General features: G+C 68.8%; 19 protein-coding genes. 12 read left to right on the forward strand and 7 right to left on the reverse strand.

Features of this window, described 5'->3' with window-relative positions; translation table 11 throughout:
* Window positions 1-78 precede the first annotated feature (78 nt).
* Both ACZ7KI_RS14480 and ACZ7KI_RS14485 read right to left on the reverse strand, forming a co-directional pair.
* Window positions 79-1,011, reverse strand: a complete 933-nt coding sequence (locus ACZ7KI_RS14480; protein WP_470273601.1) for a hypothetical protein — start codon at window positions 1,009-1,011, stop codon at window positions 79-81.
* Between the two features lie 9 nt (window positions 1,012-1,020).
* Window positions 1,021-1,635, reverse strand: coding sequence for a TetR/AcrR family transcriptional regulator (locus ACZ7KI_RS14485; RefSeq protein ID WP_470273602.1), 615 nt, complete (start codon window positions 1,633-1,635; stop codon window positions 1,021-1,023).
* Between the two features lie 107 nt (window positions 1,636-1,742).
* Here ACZ7KI_RS14485 and ACZ7KI_RS14490 point away from each other — a divergent pair, with 107 nt between their 5' ends.
* The gene (locus ACZ7KI_RS14490; protein WP_470273603.1) at window positions 1,743-2,894 is read left to right on the forward strand and encodes an acyl-CoA dehydrogenase family protein; all 1,152 of its coding nucleotides are present in this window, start codon (window positions 1,743-1,745) and stop codon (window positions 2,892-2,894) included.
* 28 nt (window positions 2,895-2,922) lie between these two features.
* Window positions 2,923-4,071 (forward strand): CaiB/BaiF CoA transferase family protein, encoded by a 1,149-nt coding sequence (locus tag ACZ7KI_RS14495; RefSeq protein WP_470273604.1) that lies wholly within the window; start codon window positions 2,923-2,925, stop codon window positions 4,069-4,071.
* On the opposite strand, the gene ACZ7KI_RS14500 is transcribed toward ACZ7KI_RS14495, so the two are convergent.
* Window positions 4,068-4,604 (reverse strand): GNAT family N-acetyltransferase, encoded by a 537-nt coding sequence (locus ACZ7KI_RS14500; RefSeq protein ID WP_470273605.1) that lies wholly within the window; start codon window positions 4,602-4,604, stop codon window positions 4,068-4,070. The genes ACZ7KI_RS14495 and ACZ7KI_RS14500 overlap by 4 nt on opposite strands.
* Before the next feature lie 10 nt (window positions 4,605-4,614).
* Window positions 4,615-5,400 (reverse strand): crotonase/enoyl-CoA hydratase family protein, encoded by a 786-nt coding sequence (locus ACZ7KI_RS14505; RefSeq protein ID WP_470273606.1) that lies wholly within the window; start codon window positions 5,398-5,400, stop codon window positions 4,615-4,617.
* Between the two features lie 132 nt (window positions 5,401-5,532).
* Here ACZ7KI_RS14505 and ACZ7KI_RS14510 point away from each other — a divergent pair, with 132 nt between their 5' ends.
* From ACZ7KI_RS14510 to ACZ7KI_RS14530, 5 genes are all read left to right on the forward strand, one after another.
* Window positions 5,533-5,688, forward strand: coding sequence for a hypothetical protein (locus ACZ7KI_RS14510; protein WP_162182762.1), 156 nt, complete (start codon window positions 5,533-5,535; stop codon window positions 5,686-5,688).
* A 352-nt stretch (window positions 5,689-6,040) separates the two neighbouring features.
* Window positions 6,041-6,523 (forward strand): helix-turn-helix transcriptional regulator, encoded by a 483-nt coding sequence (locus ACZ7KI_RS14515; RefSeq protein WP_470273607.1) that lies wholly within the window; start codon window positions 6,041-6,043, stop codon window positions 6,521-6,523.
* A gap of 131 nt (window positions 6,524-6,654) precedes the next feature.
* On the forward strand, window positions 6,655-7,539 hold the full coding sequence (locus ACZ7KI_RS14520; protein ID WP_470273608.1) for a lytic transglycosylase domain-containing protein: 885 nt from the start codon (window positions 6,655-6,657) through the stop codon (window positions 7,537-7,539).
* Between the two features lie 751 nt (window positions 7,540-8,290).
* Window positions 8,291-8,668 carry a hypothetical protein gene (locus ACZ7KI_RS14525; protein WP_470273609.1) on the forward strand — a complete coding sequence of 126 codons (378 nt, stop codon included), beginning with the start codon at window positions 8,291-8,293 and terminating at the stop codon, window positions 8,666-8,668.
* 24 nt (window positions 8,669-8,692) lie between these two features.
* On the forward strand, window positions 8,693-9,046 hold the full coding sequence (locus tag ACZ7KI_RS14530; RefSeq protein ID WP_465504414.1) for a DUF3817 domain-containing protein: 354 nt from the start codon (window positions 8,693-8,695) through the stop codon (window positions 9,044-9,046).
* Here the strand turns inward: ACZ7KI_RS14530 and ACZ7KI_RS14535 are convergent.
* Window positions 9,043-10,464 (reverse strand): MFS transporter, encoded by a 1,422-nt coding sequence (locus ACZ7KI_RS14535; protein WP_470273610.1) that lies wholly within the window; start codon window positions 10,462-10,464, stop codon window positions 9,043-9,045. The genes ACZ7KI_RS14530 and ACZ7KI_RS14535 overlap by 4 nt on opposite strands.
* Window positions 10,465-10,601: 137 nt before the next feature.
* Between ACZ7KI_RS14535 and ACZ7KI_RS14540 the strand changes: the two genes are divergently transcribed.
* Entirely contained in the window at window positions 10,602-11,171 is a 570-nt protein-coding gene (locus ACZ7KI_RS14540; protein ID WP_470273668.1) for a TetR/AcrR family transcriptional regulator, read from the forward strand.
* Between the two features lie 61 nt (window positions 11,172-11,232).
* Here ACZ7KI_RS14540 and ACZ7KI_RS14545 read toward each other — a convergent pair whose 3' ends face one another.
* Together ACZ7KI_RS14545 and ACZ7KI_RS14550 are read right to left on the reverse strand one after the other, a co-directional pair.
* Complete coding sequence (locus tag ACZ7KI_RS14545; protein ID WP_470273611.1) at window positions 11,233-12,807, reverse strand: solute symporter family protein; 1,575 nt, start codon at window positions 12,805-12,807, stop codon at window positions 11,233-11,235.
* Window positions 12,804-13,226 (reverse strand): DUF485 domain-containing protein, encoded by a 423-nt coding sequence (locus ACZ7KI_RS14550; protein WP_470273612.1) that lies wholly within the window; start codon window positions 13,224-13,226, stop codon window positions 12,804-12,806. The genes ACZ7KI_RS14545 and ACZ7KI_RS14550 overlap by 4 nt, the downstream gene beginning before the upstream one ends.
* Before the next feature lie 970 nt (window positions 13,227-14,196).
* On the opposite strand from ACZ7KI_RS14550, the gene ACZ7KI_RS14555 reads away from it, so the two are divergent.
* Genes ACZ7KI_RS14555 through ACZ7KI_RS14570 form a run of 4 tightly spaced genes read left to right on the forward strand, consistent with a single transcriptional unit; the run spans window position 14,197 to window position 19,423 of the window.
* Entirely contained in the window at window positions 14,197-17,628 is a 3,432-nt protein-coding gene (locus ACZ7KI_RS14555; RefSeq protein ID WP_470273613.1) for a nitrate- and nitrite sensing domain-containing protein, read from the forward strand.
* Complete coding sequence (locus ACZ7KI_RS14560) at window positions 17,625-18,077, forward strand: roadblock/LC7 domain-containing protein (RefSeq protein WP_005166055.1); 453 nt, start codon at window positions 17,625-17,627, stop codon at window positions 18,075-18,077. The genes ACZ7KI_RS14555 and ACZ7KI_RS14560 overlap by 4 nt, the downstream gene beginning before the upstream one ends.
* A gap of 7 nt (window positions 18,078-18,084) precedes the next feature.
* The gene (locus ACZ7KI_RS14565; protein ID WP_470273614.1) at window positions 18,085-18,831 is read left to right on the forward strand and encodes a DUF742 domain-containing protein; all 747 of its coding nucleotides are present in this window, start codon (window positions 18,085-18,087) and stop codon (window positions 18,829-18,831) included.
* A gap of 28 nt (window positions 18,832-18,859) precedes the next feature.
* On the forward strand, window positions 18,860-19,423 hold the full coding sequence (locus tag ACZ7KI_RS14570; protein ID WP_007033694.1) for a GTP-binding protein: 564 nt from the start codon (window positions 18,860-18,862) through the stop codon (window positions 19,421-19,423).
* Window positions 19,424-19,443: the final 20 nt, after the last annotated feature.

The following is a 19,443-nucleotide window of genomic DNA, read 5'->3' on the forward strand; positions in this document are numbered from 1 at the left end:
GTCCAGCAAGGAATTCCACCACGAATCGGCCGACGAGATAAGTGTCACCTGTGCTCTGGTCAAGAGCATCCGCAGGTGCTAGGCCCTGGCCGGGAGTTTCGGCCAGGCGATGGCCGCCAGCTCCCTGGCGACGCCGCACGCGTCCGGCGCCTGCACGGCGAGGATGGCGTGCTCGACCTGGTCCCGCTCCGGGTCGGGTCCGCCGATGTGGCTCGTGAGCACGGTGCAGCCGCCGGACACCTCCTGCACGAAGGAACCACGCCCGCCCACCATCTCCTCGGTGACCGCCGCCGTGGTTTTCGGATGCGGGCCGAGGCCGAATTCGAGGCGGACGATCCGCTCCGCTCCTTGTTCACCCCAAAGGCATTGGTGCCGGGAGAGATCGCCCCGCCCCGCGAGCCTGACGCCCAGGCGTGCGGAGACCTCGTCGTCGGACACCAGGGCGGAGCAGGCGTCCAGCCGCGCCAAGGAGCGGTCGCGGTATTCGAGATGCGTCGCCTGCTTGCCCGCCGCCAGTGAAATGGCGACACCTTCCATGGTCTTCGTCGCCATGGCGAGCAGTTTCGGTCCGGCTTCGCAGCTTTGGAAGAACGTGCCGATACGCAGGGAGGAGTCGTCGGTGAAGATCAGATGGAGAAGAGGCTGGCCTTGAAGGTCCGTGCGGACCATGCGCAGGCCGCGAGGCAGTGACGGCTCGGTGACCGGCGTGGCGGCCGCGAGGCGTTCCTTCGCCCGGTCTTCCGGGAAGCCGAAGCTGATCAGGGCCTCGGATCCCGCGATCGTGGTCCGGAACGAGCACGCGCCCATGCTGAGCGTCGGAGCCGCCTTCTCGATCTCGGAGAGGTCCAGCAGGCCACAGAAGTCCACGGTCGTCGGGTCGCCCAGCGCTTCCCGCAGCGTCAAAGGTCCGGTGGGCGGTGGAGTCGCCGGCGCGGGTGGAGTGGCGCTCGCGCAGCCGGTGACCATGAGAACGGCCGCGGTCAGTGCGGCGAACGCCGTCGATCTCCCCATGGCGGCAGCCTACGGGGACGCGTCCTCGTACAACATCACCGCGACGCGCTTCCATTCGTCGAGCAATTGCCGGCGCCGTTTCGGGTCACCGCCGAGTTCGGCGTCCAGCGCCAGCCCCCGGGTGAGGTTCACGGTCAGCCAGAACAGGATCTCCGCGCGTTCCTTCGGCAGCTCCCCGGCGATCGAGGTGACGTGCTCCAGTGTCGAGCGGCCCAGCGCCCGGTCGACCGGACGGATCGCCTCGCGGAGTTCGGGATCGGTCCGCGCCGCGACCCACAGTTCGGTGGCGGCCGTGGACAGCGTGCCCGAGTAGCCCTCCCACAGCAGGTCGATCGCCGCCGCCACGCCTGAAGCGCCGCCGGGAAGCGCGGAGATCGACTCGGCGAGGCGTCCGCGCAGCTTCCCGGTCAGATGCTCGACGGCGGCCGCCATCAGCTCGGCCTTCGCGGCGAAGTGGTGCTGCACGGCGCCTTTCGAAACGCCGGCGCGGGCACAGATCTCCTGGACCGAGGTGCGCGCGTACCCGAGGTCGACCAGGCAGTCGATGGTCGCGTCGAGCAGGGCGGTCCGGGTCTGCTCGCGCCGCTCGGCCTGCGTCCGGTGGGTTCTGCCCAGTACGGCCATCGGACTCCGCCCCCTCTTTACGTGCAGCTCGGTACGGATGTACATTCCGCTTGGAACTTACATCCTAAGCGTCATGTTTTCCAGGTCCTGATCAGGAGGCGTTGGCCGTGCCCTTGCAGATCCAGAAGAGTTCGTGGAGCACGACGGAGCTCGAAGACCTCCGGGACCTCGCCCGGACCTTCTGCCAGAAGGAACTCGTGCCGAACCAGGAGCGCTGGGCGGCCGAGAAGAAGGTCGATCGAGAGCTCTGGACCAAGGCGGGCGAAGTCGGCCTGCTGGCACTGTCCATCCCGGAGGAGTACGGCGGTGGTGGCGGCACGTTCGCCCACGAAGCCGTGCTCTACGAAGAGCAGGCCCGCTCCGGCGACAGCGCCTGGGGTGTCACAGTCCACAATGGAATCGTCGCGCACTACATCCTCGAGTACGCGGGCGAAGAGCAGAAGAAGGCGTGGCTGCCGAAGTTCGCCTCCGGTGAGATGGTCGGCGCGGTCGCGATGACCGAACCCGGCACGGGATCGGATCTGCAGAGCATCAAGACCCGCGCGGTGCGCCACGGCGACCACTACGTGATCAACGGCGCGAAGACGTTCATCACCAACGGTTTCCACGCCGACCTCGTCGTCGTCGCGGTGAAGACCGATCCGGACGCGGGCGCGCAGGGTGTCTCGCTGATCGCCGTCGAGACCGACACCCCGGGCTTCAGCCGCGGCCGCGTCCTCGACAAGATCGGCCTCAAGGGCCAGGACACCGCGGAGCTGAACTTCGACGACGTCCGCGTTCCCGCCGCCAACCTCCTCGGTGAGAAGGAAGGCCTCGGCTTCATCCAGCTGATGCAGCAGCTTCCGCAGGAACGGCTGATCATCGCCGTCACCGCGGTCGCCGGGATGGAGGCCGCGATCGACCAGACCATCGCCTACACCAAGGACCGGCAGGCCTTCGGCCGTCCGATCTACAACTTCCAGAACACCAAGTTCAAACTCGCCGAGGCCGCGACCGAGGCCGCGGTGTCCCGCGCGTTCCTCGACCAGTGCATCGAACGGCATCTGCGCAAGGAACTCGACGTGCAGGGCGCGGCGATGGCGAAGCTGTGGACCACCGAGCGGGTCAACAAGGTCGTCGACGACTGCCTGCAGCTCTTCGGCGGCTACGGCTACATGACCGAGTACCCGATCGCGCGTGCCTGGGCCGACATCCGGATCTCCCGGATCTTCGGCGGCACCAGCGAGATCATGAAGGAAATCATCTCCCGCACTCTCTGAGCAATCCGCTGGCGTAGAAAGGAAAGACGTGGCGAAGAAGGCCGGCCCGCTGAGCGGGCTCAAGGTCGTCGAATTGGCCGGGCTCGCCCCGGCTCCGTTCGCCTGCACGATCCTCGCCGATCTCGGCGCGGACGTCATCCGGGTCGACCGGGCGACCCCGGGCAACGACGTGATCAGCTTCCCGAACGATCCGCTCGCCAGGGGCAGGCGGTCGGTCGGGATCAACACCAAGACCCCCGAGGGGGTCGAGCTGGTGCTGAAACTCGCCGACGAGGCCGACGTGCTCATCGAGGGTTTCCGCCCCGGGGTGGCCGAGCGGATGGGCATCGGGCCGGCGCAGGTCCACGCCCGCAACCCGCGGCTGGTCTACGGGCGGATGACCGGCTGGGGCCAGGACGGCCCGCTGGCCACCGTGGCCGGGCACGACATCAACTACATCGGCATCGCGGGCGCGCTCGAACCGATCGGGCACGCGGGACAGCGACCGGTGGTGCCGCTCAACCTCATCGGCGACTTCGGCGGCGGTGGCCTCCTGCTGGCGATGGGCGTGCTGGCGGCGCTGTTCGAACGCCAGTCGTCCGGCAAGGGACAGGTGGTCGACGCGTCCATGGTGGACGGCGCCGCCCTGCTGACCACCAGCCTGCACGGACTGCTGAACTCCGGGCTCTGGCCGGGCGGACGCGGCGAGAACATGCTCGACGGCGGCGCGCCGTTCTATGACACCTACGAGACCGCCGACGGCAAGTACGTCGCCATCGGCGCGATCGAGATGCGGTTCTGGGGCGACCTGGTGAAGGTCCTCGGGCTCGATCCCGAGGAGACCCCGGTCCACGTCGACAAGAACGAGTGGCCGAAGCTGCGCAAGATCGTCGCCGAAGCCGTCGCGAAGCACACCCGCGACGAACTGGTCGCGAAGGCCGAGGGCACCGACGCGTGCCTGACACCGGTGCTCGCGCCGGGGGAGGCGCCGTCGCATCCGCACAACGTCGCGCGCGGGACGTTCGTCGACATCGGCGGAGTGGTGCAGCCCGCGCCCGCGCCGAGGTTCGACCGCACTCCCGCGGAGACACCGGAAGCGCCGCGGCCCAAGGGCGCGGACACCGCCGACGTCCTCGCCGAACTCGGGGTGGACGCCGAGGGTGTCGAGCGGCTCAAGGCCGCGGGCACGATCGTCTAGCGCCGTTCCGGGCCGGGGTCCAGGTCGGACCGCAGCATCGAATAGAGGACGTGGTCGCGCCAGGCCCCGTCCCGGAACGCGTAGCCGCGCAGCACACCTTCGCGGGTGAAGCCCGCCTTCGTCAGGGAGCGCTGCTCGGCGACGTTGCCCGCTTCCGTCGACGCCTCGACGCGGTTCATCTGCGTATGCGCGAAGAGGTAGCGGACCAGCGACCGCTGCGCCTCGGTCCCGTAGCCGTGGCCGCGTGCTTCGGGGATCAGCACGAGACCGGCGTTCCAGCAGTACGACGTCGAGCCGGACCTGGTCTTGTGCCAAGAGACGAAACCGAGCCGCTGGCCGTCGAGGTCGATCATCAGCATGCCGTTGTCCGCGGCGAGCATGCCGGTCTCGTTCCAGCGGCGACGCAGGAAATGCGGGTCGTGCCAGCCGTGCCATTCGAACTCGCCCGCGGCCCGTGGATCGTTCGTGAGCGCTTCGAGCATCGGCAGGTCTTCTTCGGACACCGGTCTGAGCGCGACTCCGGTTTCTGTCATCTGACAGACACTAGGACCTCGGGCCGTCGAAGCTGCCGTGACGCCCCGCGCCCCCGCTGAATCGGTTCGCGCCCTCGACGGCTTCTTCGGCGAGCTCGCCGCTGATCAGCGCGTTCGAGAATTCGGCTCGCAGCGCCTCTTCTTCGGTGAGCCCGTACTGGCCGTACGCGGACTTGCGGTCCGCGCGCAGGCACGCCTGCGGGAACGCCGCCAGTTCGCGGGCGAGGGCCTGCGCGGCGCTCACCGCCTCGCCGTCGGGTACGACGCGGTTCGCCAGCCCGATCGCGAGTGCCTCGTCGGCGTCGACAGGGCGGCCGGTGAGGATCAGGTCCATCGCCCGCGAGTGCCCGATCAGCCGGGGGAGGCGCACCGTGCCGCCGTCGATCAGCGGCACTCCCCAGCGGCGGCAGAACACCCCGAAGACGGCAGTGCTGTCCGCGACCCGCAGATCGCACCACAGCGCCAGTTCGAGGCCGCCCGCGACGGCGTGCCCGCGGACCGCGGCGATCACCGGCTTCGACAGGGCCAGCCGCGTCGGCCCCATCGGCCCGTCACCCGACGGGCTGAGCGAGTTGGTGCGGTCGGTGCCGACGGCCTTCAGATCGGCTCCGGCGCAGAAGGCGTCACCCGAACCGGTGAGGACGGCGACCGCGGCCTCCTCGTCGCCGTCGAAGGCGCGGAACGCGTCCGCCAGCGCGGCGGCGGTCGGGCCGTCCACCGCGTTGCGGGCCTCGGGCCGGTTCAGGGTGATCGTCGTCACCGGCCCCTCCCGGTGGACGAGAACGTTTTCGCTCATGGATCGCTCCCTCGGGCGGTTCGGGTGGGCATGGAGGCCCGGATCTCCTTAAAGTGGTGACAAAGTCCGCAGTGCGCGCGGAGTCATCGTCTGGACACTACGGTGTGATGGGATGGAGCCATGTCGCCCGGCTTGAAGAAATTCGTTGTGATCGCTGTCGTCGCGCTCGTGCTCTTCTTTCTGATCAGCAGGCCGACCCAATCCGCCGACGCCGTCCACACCGCGCTCGGCTGGCTCCGGTCCGGTGCCGAAGCCATCGTGACGTTCGTGCGGAGCCTCTTCTCCTGACCCGTCGCGCCGATCACCGGTGTCCCTGGTGACGCCGGTGATCACCGTGCGCAGCCACCTGCGGATATCACTCCCTGTCACCGACCTCGGATTTCGGTCGGGCGACTCGACCATCCGGGTGGATTGGCCCCGAAAACCCGCAGGTCGACGAATTCGTGCCCGGGAAGCTCTGGCGGAAGAGACCTCCGCGCCCCTACGGTGCTCACATTGCGTGATCGGTTGGGTCTTCCAGGCGCCGGAGCCGGCCTCCTGGGCGAGGGTTTCCGCAGGTGCAAGCCCCAGGGCGAAAGCGGACATTCAGCCGGGCAAGTAAGTCAGGACTTGTCAGTCGGGGAATCATGAGGAGGCAGGGATGACCGGAGATCCCGGAGTCGACGCGTTGATCCGGCAGTGGGCCGCCGAGCGCGAGCAGACCCCCGAGGAGCAGGAGGTCGACCGCATCGCGTCCGCGTGGCTCGCCGACGCGCCCCGTCAGGCGCCCGGGATCCCCGGCCAGCGTCAGCAGTCCGGTCAGGCACGCTGGGCGCCGGTCGAGGCCGCCGACCCCGGCTACCTCGACGCCATGCGCAGCCGTCTTCCCGATGTCCCGCAGGAGCTGCTCGTCGCCGCCGCGGGATGGTGGCAGATGGTCGGCGGCGTCGCCGAGGCCGAGGCCTGGTGGGACGCCGGCATCAGCCCGCTCGACCAGCGCGCGCTCGACTACCGCGCGGCCGGGCTCGCCCCGTCCGACCTGAGCCGTCGTCTCGGTCCGATGACCGTTTTGCAGCATCTTCGCCGCGGCAGCGCCCCGGCCTGGTGTGTGGCACGGCTGGCGAGGCAGCAGAAGTCCGCCTGATGAGAACTTCTCGCACACGCGGGTGAACCGGCGTGGCAGAGGCGATCCCGGCGACCGCGTAACGCTAACCTGCGCGGGCTCGTTGTTCGAGCATCGGTCGTGATCGCCGCCCACGCTGGAGGACCCGCTTCGTGCGCACCACCCCGGAAAACGACGAGTTCGTCGCCGACCCGGCCAAGCCCGTTCCGCCACGTCGCGGGGCGGGCGGCGCCGTTCTCGTCAGGCTGGTGGTCGTGCTGGCCGTCCTCGGTCTCGCCGGGGGCGGGATCTGGCTGGTGACCAAGGCGTCCGCCCCGGTCGCGAGCCCGACGACGATGGAGATCCCCGCCTTGCAGGTCAAGGCGGCGGACGTGAAACCGGGAACGGTCGTCCCGGTCAACGCCACCCCCGCCGGTGGCGCGGCCCAGCAGACCTCGCCGCAGCAGGCGCAGCCGAAACCGGGCAAGGACCCGCTGGCCGCCTGGACCGAACGGGCGTCGCAGGCCACCGGCATCCCGGCCAGGGCACTGCTCGCCTACGGCACGGCCGAGCTGGCGATGCGCCAGCTGCAACCGAACTGCAAGATCTCGTGGGCCACCCTCGCCGGCATCGGCCGGATCGAGTCGAACCACGGTCAGTACGGCGGGGCAGTCCTCGGCCAGGACGGCCGCCCGTCGAAACCGATCATCGGCGTCCCGCTCGACGGCTCACCCGGCGTCAAGGCGATCGGGGACACCGACGGCGGTCAGTTCGACGGCGACGCGGCCGTCGACCGCGCCGTCGGCCCGATGCAGTTCATCCCCAGCACCTGGCGCCGCTACGCCGCCGACGGCAATCGCGACGGCGTCGGCGACCCGCAGCAGATCGACGACGCGTCGCTGGCGGCGGCGCGCTATCTGTGCGTGAACAACCGCGACATGTCGGCCGCTTCGGGGTGGTGGCAGGGCATCCTGTCCTACAACAACTCGACGGAGTACGCGCAGAAGGTCTTCGGGCTGGCGGACGACTACGCGAAGGCCGTGCAGTCCCGCTCGTGAGCGTCAGCGGTCGGGCCGTGAAGGCCTCCTTGGAGGACGGTCGCCGGTCCGCAGATCGTGATGGACGCAAGCTTGATCAACGGAAGATCGGGGACGTTGAGTGTCTCGGATCTTCCGTTGATCAAGGTGTGAGACCGGGGCGACGACCACCACCCTCGTGCAGGTCAGAAGTAAGTCCGTGAAGGCCTCCTTGAGGGACTCAGAGTCCCTCAAGGAGGCCTTCACAGCCTGGACACGCCACCATGAGTCTCAGTGGCATCACCAGTCACACCGGCCGCGCGTGAAGGACCCCTTCCCTCGGCTCAGCCGAGGGAACTCGACATTCACATCTTCCCAGTCCGGGAAGGCCTCCTTCGCTACTTTGAGAGTCAGGGTCGCGGCAAAGTCGGCATTTGCAGGTCGGGCACCTCTACGTCGGGGCGCAGGCCGACGTCACGCCGGTTGCGAAGTTTGATCAACAGAGGAGCAGGGACCTGCCAGGAACCCGGCGCACCCCGAGTGTGGAGGGTTTGGGACGTTCACCGTCCCAAATCCTCCACACTCGAACCCCGCAAGCGCCAGCGATGTCACATCCGGACTACCAAGAGCGGCACTGACGAGCAGCTCTGTGACTCTGCCGGGACCCTGACTTTGAGCGTAGGGAAGGAGGCCTTCACGGACTCCCAGCGGCGAGAGAGCTGGAGCCGGGACCAAGGTCCCGAGTGCCCCGGTCGGCGAAGTTTCGGACCACCGCCAGTGCTAGCGTCGATGCGTGCCCGCACCGTCTGTCACCCTGCGCCGTCTCGGCATCGCCGGCGTCTGCCTGGTGAGCCTGGCGCTGTGCTGCGGGCTCGCCTGGTGGCAGTGGGAGCGGTTCTCCTCGGCGAGCGGGACCTTCCAGAACCTGGGCTACGTCCTGCAGTGGCCGCTGTTCGGGCTGTTCCCCGCCTTCATGTTCTGGCGGATCCGTAAGCTCCGCCGCCAGGCCGCGGAGGCCGACACCCCGGAGCGGACGGCCGAGACCGCCGTCCCCGAAGTGCCAGCTCCCCGGCAGAGGCGCGCCCCGGCGCCCCGCCCGGCCGCTCCCGAAGATGACGAGCTCGCCGCTTACAACCGGTACTTGCGCGAACTCAATGCCCGCGACGAGTAGTTCCCCAGAGAGGTTCGAGACCCTATGACCACCCGAACTGACGACGCCGCCCCGGCCCGCTCGGTCTCGCTGGGCGGGCCGCTGATCCGATTCCGCGTCGCCGCGTACGCCACCGGTGTCGCCCTGCTCGGGCTGGTCGTCGAGATGCTGCTGCAGTACGTCTTCCGCGTGGAACTTCCCCAGTTCGTCAAGATGATCCCCATGGTCCACGGCGGGCTCTACCTGATCTACCTGCTGCTCGCGGTCGACCTCGCGATCAAGGCCCGCTGGTCGATGAAGGGCACCCTTCTCGTGCTGATCGCCGGCTGCATCCCGTTCTTCTCGTTCGTGATGGAGCGCAAGGTCACGCACAAGGTCGACGCGGGTCAGAAGCTCTAAGCCCGGCGCCGGAAGGTCAGCGCCACCAGGAACGACACCGCCGTCACCACGGCCGCGGCGGTGAAAGCGGCGGTCATCCCGCCGACCGTGGTCTCCGCCGGGCTACCGGACGGCGTCCGTGTCACCGCGCCGAACACGGTGATCAGGATCGCGAGCCCCAGCGTGGCCCCGACCTGCTGCAACGTCTGCAAAGCGCCACCGGCGGCACCCGCGTCCTCGGTCGGCACCGTCGCCATGATGATCACGCTGAGCGGGGAGAACGCCAGTCCCGCGCCGACGCCCATCAGCAGCATCGGCCCGAACAGATGCGAGAAGTAGCCGCTGTCCGTGGTGAGCGTGGTCAGCCAGACGACCCCGGAGGTCATCAACGCGGTCCCGGTCAGCGCGAGCGGTTTCGGCCCGAACCGGGGGAGCAGCCTCGGGATCAGCCTGCTGAGCAGGAACATGCAGACCGCCATCGGCAGGAACGCGAAGCCCGTCTCCAGTGCGGCGAAGCCCGCGATGTCCTGCAGGAACTGGGTCAGGAAGAAGAACATCGACATCATCGCCATCGGCCCGAGGAAGAAGTTGACGTAGGCCGCGGCGCGGTCGCGTTCGGCGAACAGGCGCAACGGGATCAGCGGTTCTCCCACCCTGGTCTCGATGGTGACGAACGCGGCCAGCAGACCCAGCCCGGCGGCGAGCGCGCCGAGGGTGATCGTGTCGCCCCACCCGTGTGACGCGGCGTGGGTGAAGGCGAACACGAGCGAGCCGACACCGAGGGTGCCGGTGAGCGCGCCGGGCAGGTCCAGCCGGGCGCGTCGTCGCGGAGGATCGGCGACATACCGCGAGGTGAGCAGGACGATCGCGAGCCCGAACGGGACGTTGATGTACAGCGCCGCGCGCCACGAGATCCACTCGGTCAACAGCCCGCCGAGCAGCAGGCCGATCGCAAAACCGCTGCTGGACATCGCCGAGAACAACGCCAGCGCGCGCACCCGTGCCTTGGCTTCGGTGAACGTGCTGGTGATCAGCGCCAGTGTGCTCGGACCGGCGAGTGCCGCGCCGACACCCTGTGCGATCCGGGCGGCGATCAGCATTTCCGCCGAGCCGGCGAGGCCGCCGAGCAGGGAGGCGGCGGTGAAGACGCCCGCGCCGACGACGAACATCCGCCGGCGGCCGAACAGATCGCCCGCCCGGCCGCCGAGCAGCAGCAAGCCGCCGAAGACGAGGCTGTACGCGGTCATCACCCAGGACAGGCCGGTGTCGGTGAAGCCGAGGTCGGACTGGATGCGGGGGAGCGCGACGTTCATCACCGTCGCGTCGAGGATGAGCATGAGCTGGCAGGTCAGCACGATCGGGAGGACCAGCCGGTGCGGAGGCGGTGGGGCCTGTGCCGTCTCCGGCCTAGGCTCGGTACGCAGGGTTCGCTCGGTCAAGGAATACTCCAAAGACGTAACGAGATGAAGCGGAGAGACTCTCCACTTGAGGTCGTGAGCGATGATATGGAGACTGTCTCCGCTTACGCAAGTGGATTCGGAGAATGTCTCCGTTTTTGTCGCCCGAGGAGGTGCAGATGGTCACGGCCGATCCGGCCCGGCCCATGCGCGCGGACGCGCGGCGCAACTACGAGCGCATCGTGGCCGTGGCGAAGAAGGCGTTCACCGACGACGGCGTGGACGTGCCCGCCGACGACATCGCCAAACGCGCCGGGGTCGGCGCGGGCACGTTGTACCGGCACTTCCCGACCCGCGACAAACTGATCGAGGCGGTCTACCGCGACGAGATCGACGGGATGGCCCAGCAGGCGTTCGACCTGCTCGACCGGCTACCGCCCGGCGAAGCGCTCGAGGAGTGGCTGGCCACGCACGTCGCCTACGTGGTCGAGAAGCACGGTCTCGCGATGACTTTGAAGGCGTCCGTCGATGCCGGGTCCGAGGTCTTCGCCTGGTGCCAGTCGCGGCTGCGGTCGGCGTCCGACGCGATCGTGAAGGCGGCTCAGGACGAGGGTGTCCTCCGGGAGGACGTCACCGGGGTCGACATCCTGCGGCTGGGCCACGGGGTGGGTTCGGCCGCGAGCAAGGCGTCGCCGGAGGACGCGAAACGGCTGCTCGTGATCGTGCTGGACGGCCTCCGGACGCCATGAAAGGTCCTTTCCTTGCAAAATTTGCAAGGAAAGGACCTTTCATGGCGCGCGCGACGCCGGGTCAGGAGCCGATCCCGGTGAGGGACCGCACCTCCATCTCGGCGTGCTTGACCGGATCGGCCTTCGAGCGCCCGACGAAGGTGCCGACGAAGCCGCACAGGAACGAGAACGGGATCGACACCAGGCCCGGGTTCTTCAGCGGGAACCAGTGGAAGTCGATCCCCTTGATGATCGAGTCCGCGGCTCCGGACACCACCGGCGAGAAGAACACGAGCACCAGGCTCGCGATCAACCCGCCATAGATGCCCCACAGGGTGCCGGTGGTGTTGAACCGCTTCCAGAACAGCGAGTACAGCAGCGTCGAGAGGTTCGCCGACGCCGCGACCGCGAACGCCAGCGCCACCAGGAACGCGATGTTCTGCCCGTTCGCCAGGATGCCGCCCACGATCGCGAACGCCCCGACGGCGACCGCGGTCAGCCGGGCGACCCGGACCTCCGCGACCGGTTCCGCCTTGCCGCGTTTGAAGATGTTGGCGTAGACGTCGTGGGCGAAGGAGGCCGACGCGGTGATCGTCAGCCCGGCGACGACGGCGAGGATGGTCGCGAAGGCCACCGCCGAGACGACGCCGAGCAATACGGTGCCGCCGATGTTCAGCGCCAGCAGCGGCGCCGCCGAGTTCTCCCCGCCCGGCGCGTTCTTGATCGCCTCCGGGCCGACCAGCGCGGCCGCGCCGAAACCGATGACCAGTGTGCAGAGATAGAAGATCGTCATGCACGCGGTCGCCCACACCACCGAGCGCCGAGCCTCGCGCGAATTCGGCACCGTGTAGAAGCGCATCAGCACGTGCGGTAGCGCGGCGGCGCCGAGGACCAGCGCCAGTGCCAGCGAGACGAAGTCGAGTTTCGTGATCTCGCTCTTGCCGTAGGAGCCGCCTGGTTGCAGCAGCTCGTCACCGAGCGGGCTCCGGTCGGCGGCGGCCGACAGCAGGTTCGAGAAGCTGAAGCCGAACTTGCCGAACAGGAACACGGTGATCAGCGCGCCGGTCAGCAACAGGATGGTCGCCTTGATGATCTGCACCCACGTGGTGCCCTTCATCCCGCCGACCAGCACGTACAGCACCATGATGATGCCGACGACGGCGATCACCAGCGCCTGTCCGATGCCGCCGTGGATGTCGAGCAGCAGCGCCACCAGCCCGCCGGCCCCCGCCATCTGCGCGAGCATGTAGAAGAAGGAGATCACCAGTGTCGACGTCGCGGCCGCGGCGCGGACCGGGCGCTGCTTCATCCGGAAGCTCAGCACGTCGCCCATGGTGAAGCGGCCGGTGTTGCGGAGCAGTTCCGCGATCAGGAGGAGATCGACCAGCCAGGCGACGAGGAACCCGATCGAGTACAGGAAGCCGTCGTAGCCGTGGATCGCGATCGCCCCGGCGATGCCGAGGAACGACGCCGCCGAGAGGAAGTCGCCCGAAAGCGCGATGCCGTTCTGCCGCCCGGTGAAGGCGCTGCCCGCCGCGTAGTAGTCCGAAGTGGAGGAGTTGCGCGTGCTGGCGCGGTACACCACGAACAGGGTGATCGCGACGAACAGTGCGAAGACCACGACGTTCAGGATCGGGTCGTTGTCGGGGATGCTCATCGCTCACCCGCCTCGACCGAGGCCCGCAGCCGCTCGACCTTGGGGTCGAGCCGCTTGTTGGCGAACCGCAGGTAGGCGATCGTGATCAGCACCGTGCTGGCGAACTGGCCGAGCCCGAGCAGGATACCGACGTTGACCTCGCCGAACACCTTCCGGCTCATGAACTCGTGCGCGTAGGCGGCCAGCAGCACGTACGTCATGTACCACGTGAAGAACAGCAGGCTCATCGGGAACACGAACCGCCGGAAGGACTTGCGCAGCGCGACGAACTCCTTGCCGTGCTGGATCCGGTCGAAGTCCGGACCGGTGTCGCGGGGCGGCGGGGGCACGGGCGTTCGGCTGCGGACGAACAGCGCGGGCATCTGCCCGGTGTCCTCGAGGGCGTTGCTCGCCGCGAAGGGACGCGCGACGTCGGTCATGGGTTCCTCCGGGGCTTGCTGGCATCCGGGCGCGGTACGGAGCGCACATACTAACTACGCCTTCGAGTGCTCTGAAAAGGCGACCCCGCTTGCGTGAACGCACGTGCGGGTATTCGTTTTCCGGTCGCAATTAGGTTCCGGGAATTCGTTTCGGCCGGAATGACAGGGCTTTATCACTCGTAATAGTGAGCAAGTTTGTCACGCGCGGTCGTCGCCCGAACGGAGCACTGCGGCAAATGGTTGAGGGTGACCACGCTGCGTCCCCCGTTTTGGTGACAGATCGTAGTTTTGCTTCCTGGTCGCGCCCGGCTTCGATACTCTGCCCGCCAGCGCGAGACGGGGAAGATCCCCTGGCTCACCCGGTATCCCGAAAGAAATCACCTGCGTCGGGGATACCGAGCCGACCGGAACGGCAAGGCCACAACATCGGGCACAGATTTGGGCTTGACCCACCCATTGGGGGCACGGAAAGTAGTTCGACCGGGCGACACGGCTACCGAGCGTAGGCTGTTCGGGTGACCCCGGCACACCGTGCGTCGGTGCAAGCTGTAACCGGAATTCCCTCGTTTGTGACGCGGAGGCGGTTTTCGGGCCTTGTACATCGTTCGGGAATACACTTTTCGCAGGTCAGCGCCCGTGTGCTGAACGGAATTGACGGTACCCGGATTGGTGTACGATTCTTTGGCCCGGCTGACCCGCAGTGATCGATTGGCAAAGAAAAGTTGATCTCGACGACCATGCACTTCGCAGGTTGCGACCTGCACGTGCAGGTGCAAGACCTTCCGGAGCGGACCGGTGGCCCTGGGGGCACCCGGATCGCCGGACCGGGTCTCTCGTGTCGCGGTCGATCACGTGGTCAGGCCGGGGCCGAGTTCTCCGCAGGTAGGTTCCTCGCGGGAACGGACGCCTCAGACCGTGCCAGGACGCCGGACAGGGAGTCACCTACGTGACCGTTGCAGGAGAAGGCCAAGTGCCTGTCGGGGAGCTGCTGGGACGCACTCCCCGGCCATCGCGGTGGGCCACCGGCTGGCGCGCGCTCGTGCGCTGGCGGGACTGGAGCCTGCCGGTGAAGCTGTCGGCCGTGACACTGGTGCCGATCCTCATCGCACTCGCGCTGGGCATCGCCACCATCGCGAGCCAGGTCGGCCGTTCCGACGGCTATCAGCGGCTCGACCGCCTCGTCGCGCTGAGCGGGCAGATCCGCACGCTCGCCGACGGGCTCGGGCGCGAACGCACCCAGTCCGCCGCCGGACTGACCGCCGGCACCGTCGGCGGCACCCTCGAACTCGCCTCCGCCCGCGGCGACGTCGACACGGCCATTCCGTTGTATCGCGCCGCCGCGGTCAGGGCCGTGGAGGCCGAGCCGTCGCTCGCACAGGCGAAGGACGCCGCGACCGCCCAGCTGGACAAGCTGGCCGACATCCGGCAGCGGGCCTCCGCCGGACAGCTCGACCCGGTCCAGGCCATCGGCGAGTACACCGACGTCACCACCGCGCTGCTCGCCGTCGACACCGCGCTGGCCGCGGGCGCCAGTGAAGACGCCCTCGGCGGCACCCCCGCCGCGTTGCACGACCTCGCCGTGATGAAGGAACAGCTGTCGCTGAGCCAGGCGCTGGTCTCCTTCGGCATCGCCCGCTCCGGCCTCGCGCCGAGCGAGCTCAACCAGGTACGCACCGCCGAACTCCGGCTGGCCGACCGGTTCACCGACTTCCGCGCCGCCGCTTCGGAACAGCAGCGCCAGGAGTTCGCCGCCGCCGTCAGCGACGACGCGATGGAGACGCGCGACAGGCTCGCGAAGACCGCCCTCGGTGACCAGGGCACCCCCAGCGACCAAGCGTTCCGCACGCTGTCCGCGCAGGGCTGGACCGACGCCTCGACCACGATGATCACCAAGGTCGGCGAGGTCGCGAACAAGTTCGGCGCGCAGGCGAGTTCGGTGTCGGCCGAACTGGTCGACGACGCCAGCAGCGGCGCGGGCCTGCTCGCGGTCCTGCTGTTCGGCGCGATGGTGCTCGCCGTCGCCGTCGTCTTCCTCATCACCCGCCAGCTGCTGCGCTCGCTGAAGGTGCTGCGCGCCAGCGCGCTCGACGTCGCCGAGAAACAGCTGCCCGACGCGGTCCGCAACATCCAGGAGGGCCGCTCGCAGGGCACCGACGTCCAGCCCGTCCCCGTCGGCAGCGACGACGAGATCGGCGAGGTCGCCAGGGCCTTCGACAAGGTGCACCACCAGGCGCTGCGCCTGGCCACCGAGCAGGCCTCGATGCGGACCGGCTACAGCAACGTGTTCGTCAACCTCTCCCGCCGCAGCCAGAGCCTCGTGCAGCGGCAGCTGCAGCTGATCGAACGCCTGGAGCGCGACGAGGAGGACGCCGACCAGCTCGCCACGCTGTTCCAGCTGGACCACCTCGCCACCCGGATGCGCCGCAACAACGAGAACCTGATGGTCCTCTCCGGCGCCGAGCCGGGCAGGCGGTCCGGTCAGCCGGTTTCCGCCAGCGACGTGGTGCGGGCGGCGGTGTCCGAGATCGAGCAGTACCAACGGGTCACCGTGCAGAACCCGCCGCCGGTCCGGCTGGTCGGGTACGCGGCCAACGATCTGATGCGCCTGATCGCCGAACTGCTGGACAACGCCACCGCCTTCTCCGCCCCGGAGACCCAGGTGACCGTCGCGACCCGGCTCCTCGAAGACGGCTCGTTCGGCATCGACATCCTCGACAAGGGCATCGGGATGAACGAGGCCGAGGTCGCCGAGGCCAACGCCCGGCTCACCGAAGCCCCCAACGTCGACCTCACCACTTCGCGCCGGATGGGCCTGTTCGTGGTGGGACGGCTGGCCAGCAGGCACCGCATCGGTGTCTCGCTGCACGGCGGCAAGGACATCGTCGGCGTGCGCGCCACCGTCTCGGTCCCGGCGGATCTGGTGATGGTCCCGGCGGGGGATCCCGGTCCCGCCACCGGCCCGATCACCCAGCGCCTCGCGCCGTTGCCGCCGCAGCAGCCGGGCGGCCTGCCCCGCCGCCAGCGTCCCGCCAACGGCTCGCGGCCGGGCACGCCGAACGTGCCGTCGCAGGGTGGCGACCGGTGGCCGTCGGCGCACGATCTGGCCGGGCACACCAAATCCGGGCTGAACGGGCACACCCACACCCAGGAACCGCGGCCGCCGTCGGACGTGGAGATCTCGGGAACGGCGTTGTTCAGCCCGATCCCCAAGGACCAGACGACACCTCCGCCCGCTCAACCGCCGTCGGCGCCGCAGCCCCGCCTGCCGGAGCCCGAGCCCGCCGCCGAACCCGAGCCGGTCGCGAAGGAAGCGGAAAAGCCCGCCGAGCCGAAGAAGGCCGCGCCCGCCGCGTCGGAAGGCGAACTGCCCAGCGGCAAGGAACTGTTCGAGGCCAAGAACAACACCACGCTGAGCGAGTGGTGGAGCCAGGCGGCCCCGCCCGCCGCTCCGGTGGTCCCGCCGCCCACCGCCTCGGAGACGACGCCGATCTTCGACGAGATGCTCTCGGCGTGGTTCCGTTCGCCCGCCCCCGCGCCGGAGAAGCCCGCGGCCAAACCTGCGGACAAGAAGGAGAAGCAGGGGCAGAAGGAGCCCGCCGAGAAGAAGGCCACCGAAGCCGGTTCCGCCGACGAGCAGGAAACCCGCAATTGGGACTTCGCCAGCGACAAGGCGTTCCGCACGGTCCAGGAGGTCTCCCAGACCGCCCCGTCGACGTTCACCCAGGCCGGGTTGCCGCGACGCCGCAAGGGCGAGCAGCTGCTGCCGGGCAGCGCGCTGTCGTCGATCCCGGCCGCCGAACCCACCGCCAAGTCGGAGCTGCCGGTCCGCGACCCCGCGAACGTGCGCGGCAGGCTGAGCAGCTTCCAGCAGGGCGTCAAACGAGGCCGCAAGGAGACCGCGGGCAAGACCGCGCCCGCCACCACGCGGCTTCCCGCCCCCGAGACGGCCGCGACCCCGGAACCCGCCAAGGCTCCCGAGGCACCCGAGACCGCCAAGGCGCCGGAGACGGCCGCTCGGCCGGCCACGCCGCCCGCCACGCTGCCCACCCGGCGTCCGGAGAAGAACGCGCAGGCAGCGCCGCCGGAAGCGGAGCCCGCCACCGCCGTCGAACGGACCGACGCGTGGAACTTCGGCTCCGACGAGGGCTGGAAAGCCGCCCAAGCGGTGTCCCAGTCAGTGCCCTCGAAGACGACTTCGGCAGGATTACCCAGGCGCCGTCGCGGGGAGCAACTGCTCCCGGGCAGCGCGGGACCCCCCGCCGGGGCGGTCACCCCCCGACCACAGCGAGACGCGCACGACGTGCGCGGTCGCCTGAGCAGTTTCCAGCAGGGCATCCAGCGCGGACGGCACCGCACGGCCCAGGCGACCGAAGCCAACCACGAAACCCTGGAGGGTGAATGACCTCGCCGAACCCGGCCCAGCCCCAGCAGAACCAGTTCGGGTGGCTGGTGAATGACTTCGCCGAGCGGGTGCCCGGAGTGGCGCACGCCGTGGTCGTGTCGGCGGACGGCCTCCTGCTCACCGCCTCCAGCAGGCTCCCGCTCGACCGGGCGGACCAGCTGGCCGCGGTGGCGTCCGGGCTGGTGAGCCTGACCCAGGGCGCCGCACGGTGTTTCGAGGCCGGCGCGGTCAACGAGACCGTCGTCGAGATGGAACTCGGCATCATGGTGCTGATGTCCATCAGCGACGGCTCCTGTCTGGCCATCCTCGCCGCCCCGAACTGCGACATCGGACAGGTCGCCTACGAGATGACGATGCTCGTCGACCGGGTCGGCCAGATCCTCACTCCGGAACTCCGCGCGCAATTGCAGGGCGCCGGTGGGTCGCTGATCGGCGAACCGGTGGGATGATGTCTCGATGAGCACCGGGTCCGGATCCTTCGGTGAACAGCCGGGGACGGGTGAACAACAGCCTCCGCGCGCGGGGGCTGCCAATGCTGCCGGTTCACCGGACGACGGCACGTTCGCCGACGTCCTGAACGGTTTCACCCTGGATTCGGGCCGTGGTCGTCGGAAGCGCAAGAAGAGCAAGCAATCCGAGGATTTCCCGGTGGGCGGGGCACACGCCGCCGGGGAATCGGCAGTCCCGCAGCCGACCGATCAAGGAGACCGCGTGACCTCACTTGCTTCTCCACCCGACAGCGGCGCAGGCGCCGTCGGGCCGAGACCAGGTGGTCTTTTCGACCCGGGCCCGCCCAGTGGCGAGTTCATCATGCCCGCCGTCTTCGAGCAGGGGCCGTCGCCGCTCGAAGAGACGGCGATCGTCCGTCCCTATGCCCTCACCGGCGGCCGGACCAAGGCGAACTACGCTCTTGAGCTGGAGACGCTCATCTCCACCAAGGACCACGTCGCCGCGGGTAGCCTCCCCGCGGGGGCCACGGAGCAGATCGAGTGTATTTCGATCATCGAGGAGTGCCGGACCCCGCGTTCGGTCGCCGAGATCGCGGCGACCCTGCGCGTACCGCTGGGTGTGGCACGCGTGCTGATCAGCGACGCGGCGGACGCGGGACTGGTCAGCGTGCACAAGACGATTTCGGGCAATGACGGCGCCGAGGCACATCTGGTGTTGATGGAAAGGGTTTTGAGTGGACTCCGTCGGCTTTAAGGCACCGCGGGAAACCGCGCCCCCGACCATGACATCCGCGAAGATCGTCGTGGCGGGTGGCTTCGGTGCGGGTAAGACGACCTTCGTCGGTTCGGTGTCGGAGATCGTCCCGCTCACCACCGAGGCGATGATGACGGACGCCAGTCGGGGGATCGACAACCTCGACCAGACGCCCAACAAGTCGACCACCACGGTCGCGATGGACTTCGGCCGGGTGTCGCTGGACGCGGACCTGATCCTCTACCTGTTCGGCACCCCCGGGCAGCAGCGGTTCTGGTTCATGTGGGACGACCTCGTCCGCGGCGCGATCGGCGCCGTGGTGCTGGCCGACACGCGACGGCTGGCCGACTCGTTCGCCCCGATCGACTTCTTCGAAGACCGGGGCCTGCCCTACATCGTCGGGGTCAACACCTTCGACGGCATCCTCGAACACGACATCAACGACGTGCGTGAAGCGCTGTCGATCGACCCCAACATCCCGATCGTCCGCTGTGACGCCCGGGAACGGGAGTCGACGAAGCAGACGTTGATCACGCTGGTCGAATACGCCATGCGGCAGTGGATCGCCTTGCGGGCGAGCAACGCGAGGTGAACCTGACGGCGGCAGCGTAG

Source organism: Amycolatopsis sp. NPDC039088 (assembly GCF_055598845.1).

Excerpts from the sequence above, each read along its gene's own strand:
- ACZ7KI_RS14545 (WP_470273611.1), bottom strand. The coding sequence starts at position 12,807 with ATGAGCATCCCCGACAACGACCCGATCCTGAACGTCGTGGTCTTCGCA.
- ACZ7KI_RS14540 (WP_470273668.1), top strand. The coding sequence starts at position 10,602 with ATGGTCACGGCCGATCCGGCCCGGCCCATGCGCGCGGACGCGCGGCGC.
- ACZ7KI_RS14515 (WP_470273607.1), top strand. The coding sequence starts at position 6,041 with ATGACCGGAGATCCCGGAGTCGACGCGTTGATCCGGCAGTGGGCCGCC.
- ACZ7KI_RS14530 (WP_465504414.1), top strand. The coding sequence starts at position 8,693 with ATGACCACCCGAACTGACGACGCCGCCCCGGCCCGCTCGGTCTCGCTG.
- ACZ7KI_RS14500 (WP_470273605.1), bottom strand. The coding sequence starts at position 4,604 with ATGACAGAAACCGGAGTCGCGCTCAGACCGGTGTCCGAAGAAGACCTG.
- ACZ7KI_RS14485 (WP_470273602.1), bottom strand. The coding sequence starts at position 1,635 with ATGGCCGTACTGGGCAGAACCCACCGGACGCAGGCCGAGCGGCGCGAG.
- ACZ7KI_RS14565 (WP_470273614.1), top strand. The coding sequence starts at position 18,085 with ATGAGCACCGGGTCCGGATCCTTCGGTGAACAGCCGGGGACGGGTGAA.
- ACZ7KI_RS14550 (WP_470273612.1), bottom strand. The coding sequence starts at position 13,226 with ATGACCGACGTCGCGCGTCCCTTCGCGGCGAGCAACGCCCTCGAGGAC.
- ACZ7KI_RS14480 (WP_470273601.1), bottom strand. The coding sequence starts at position 1,011 with ATGGGGAGATCGACGGCGTTCGCCGCACTGACCGCGGCCGTTCTCATG.
- ACZ7KI_RS14505 (WP_470273606.1), bottom strand. The coding sequence starts at position 5,400 with ATGAGCGAAAACGTTCTCGTCCACCGGGAGGGGCCGGTGACGACGATC.
- ACZ7KI_RS14560 (WP_005166055.1), top strand. The coding sequence starts at position 17,625 with ATGACCTCGCCGAACCCGGCCCAGCCCCAGCAGAACCAGTTCGGGTGG.
- ACZ7KI_RS14570 (WP_007033694.1), top strand. The coding sequence starts at position 18,860 with ATGACATCCGCGAAGATCGTCGTGGCGGGTGGCTTCGGTGCGGGTAAG.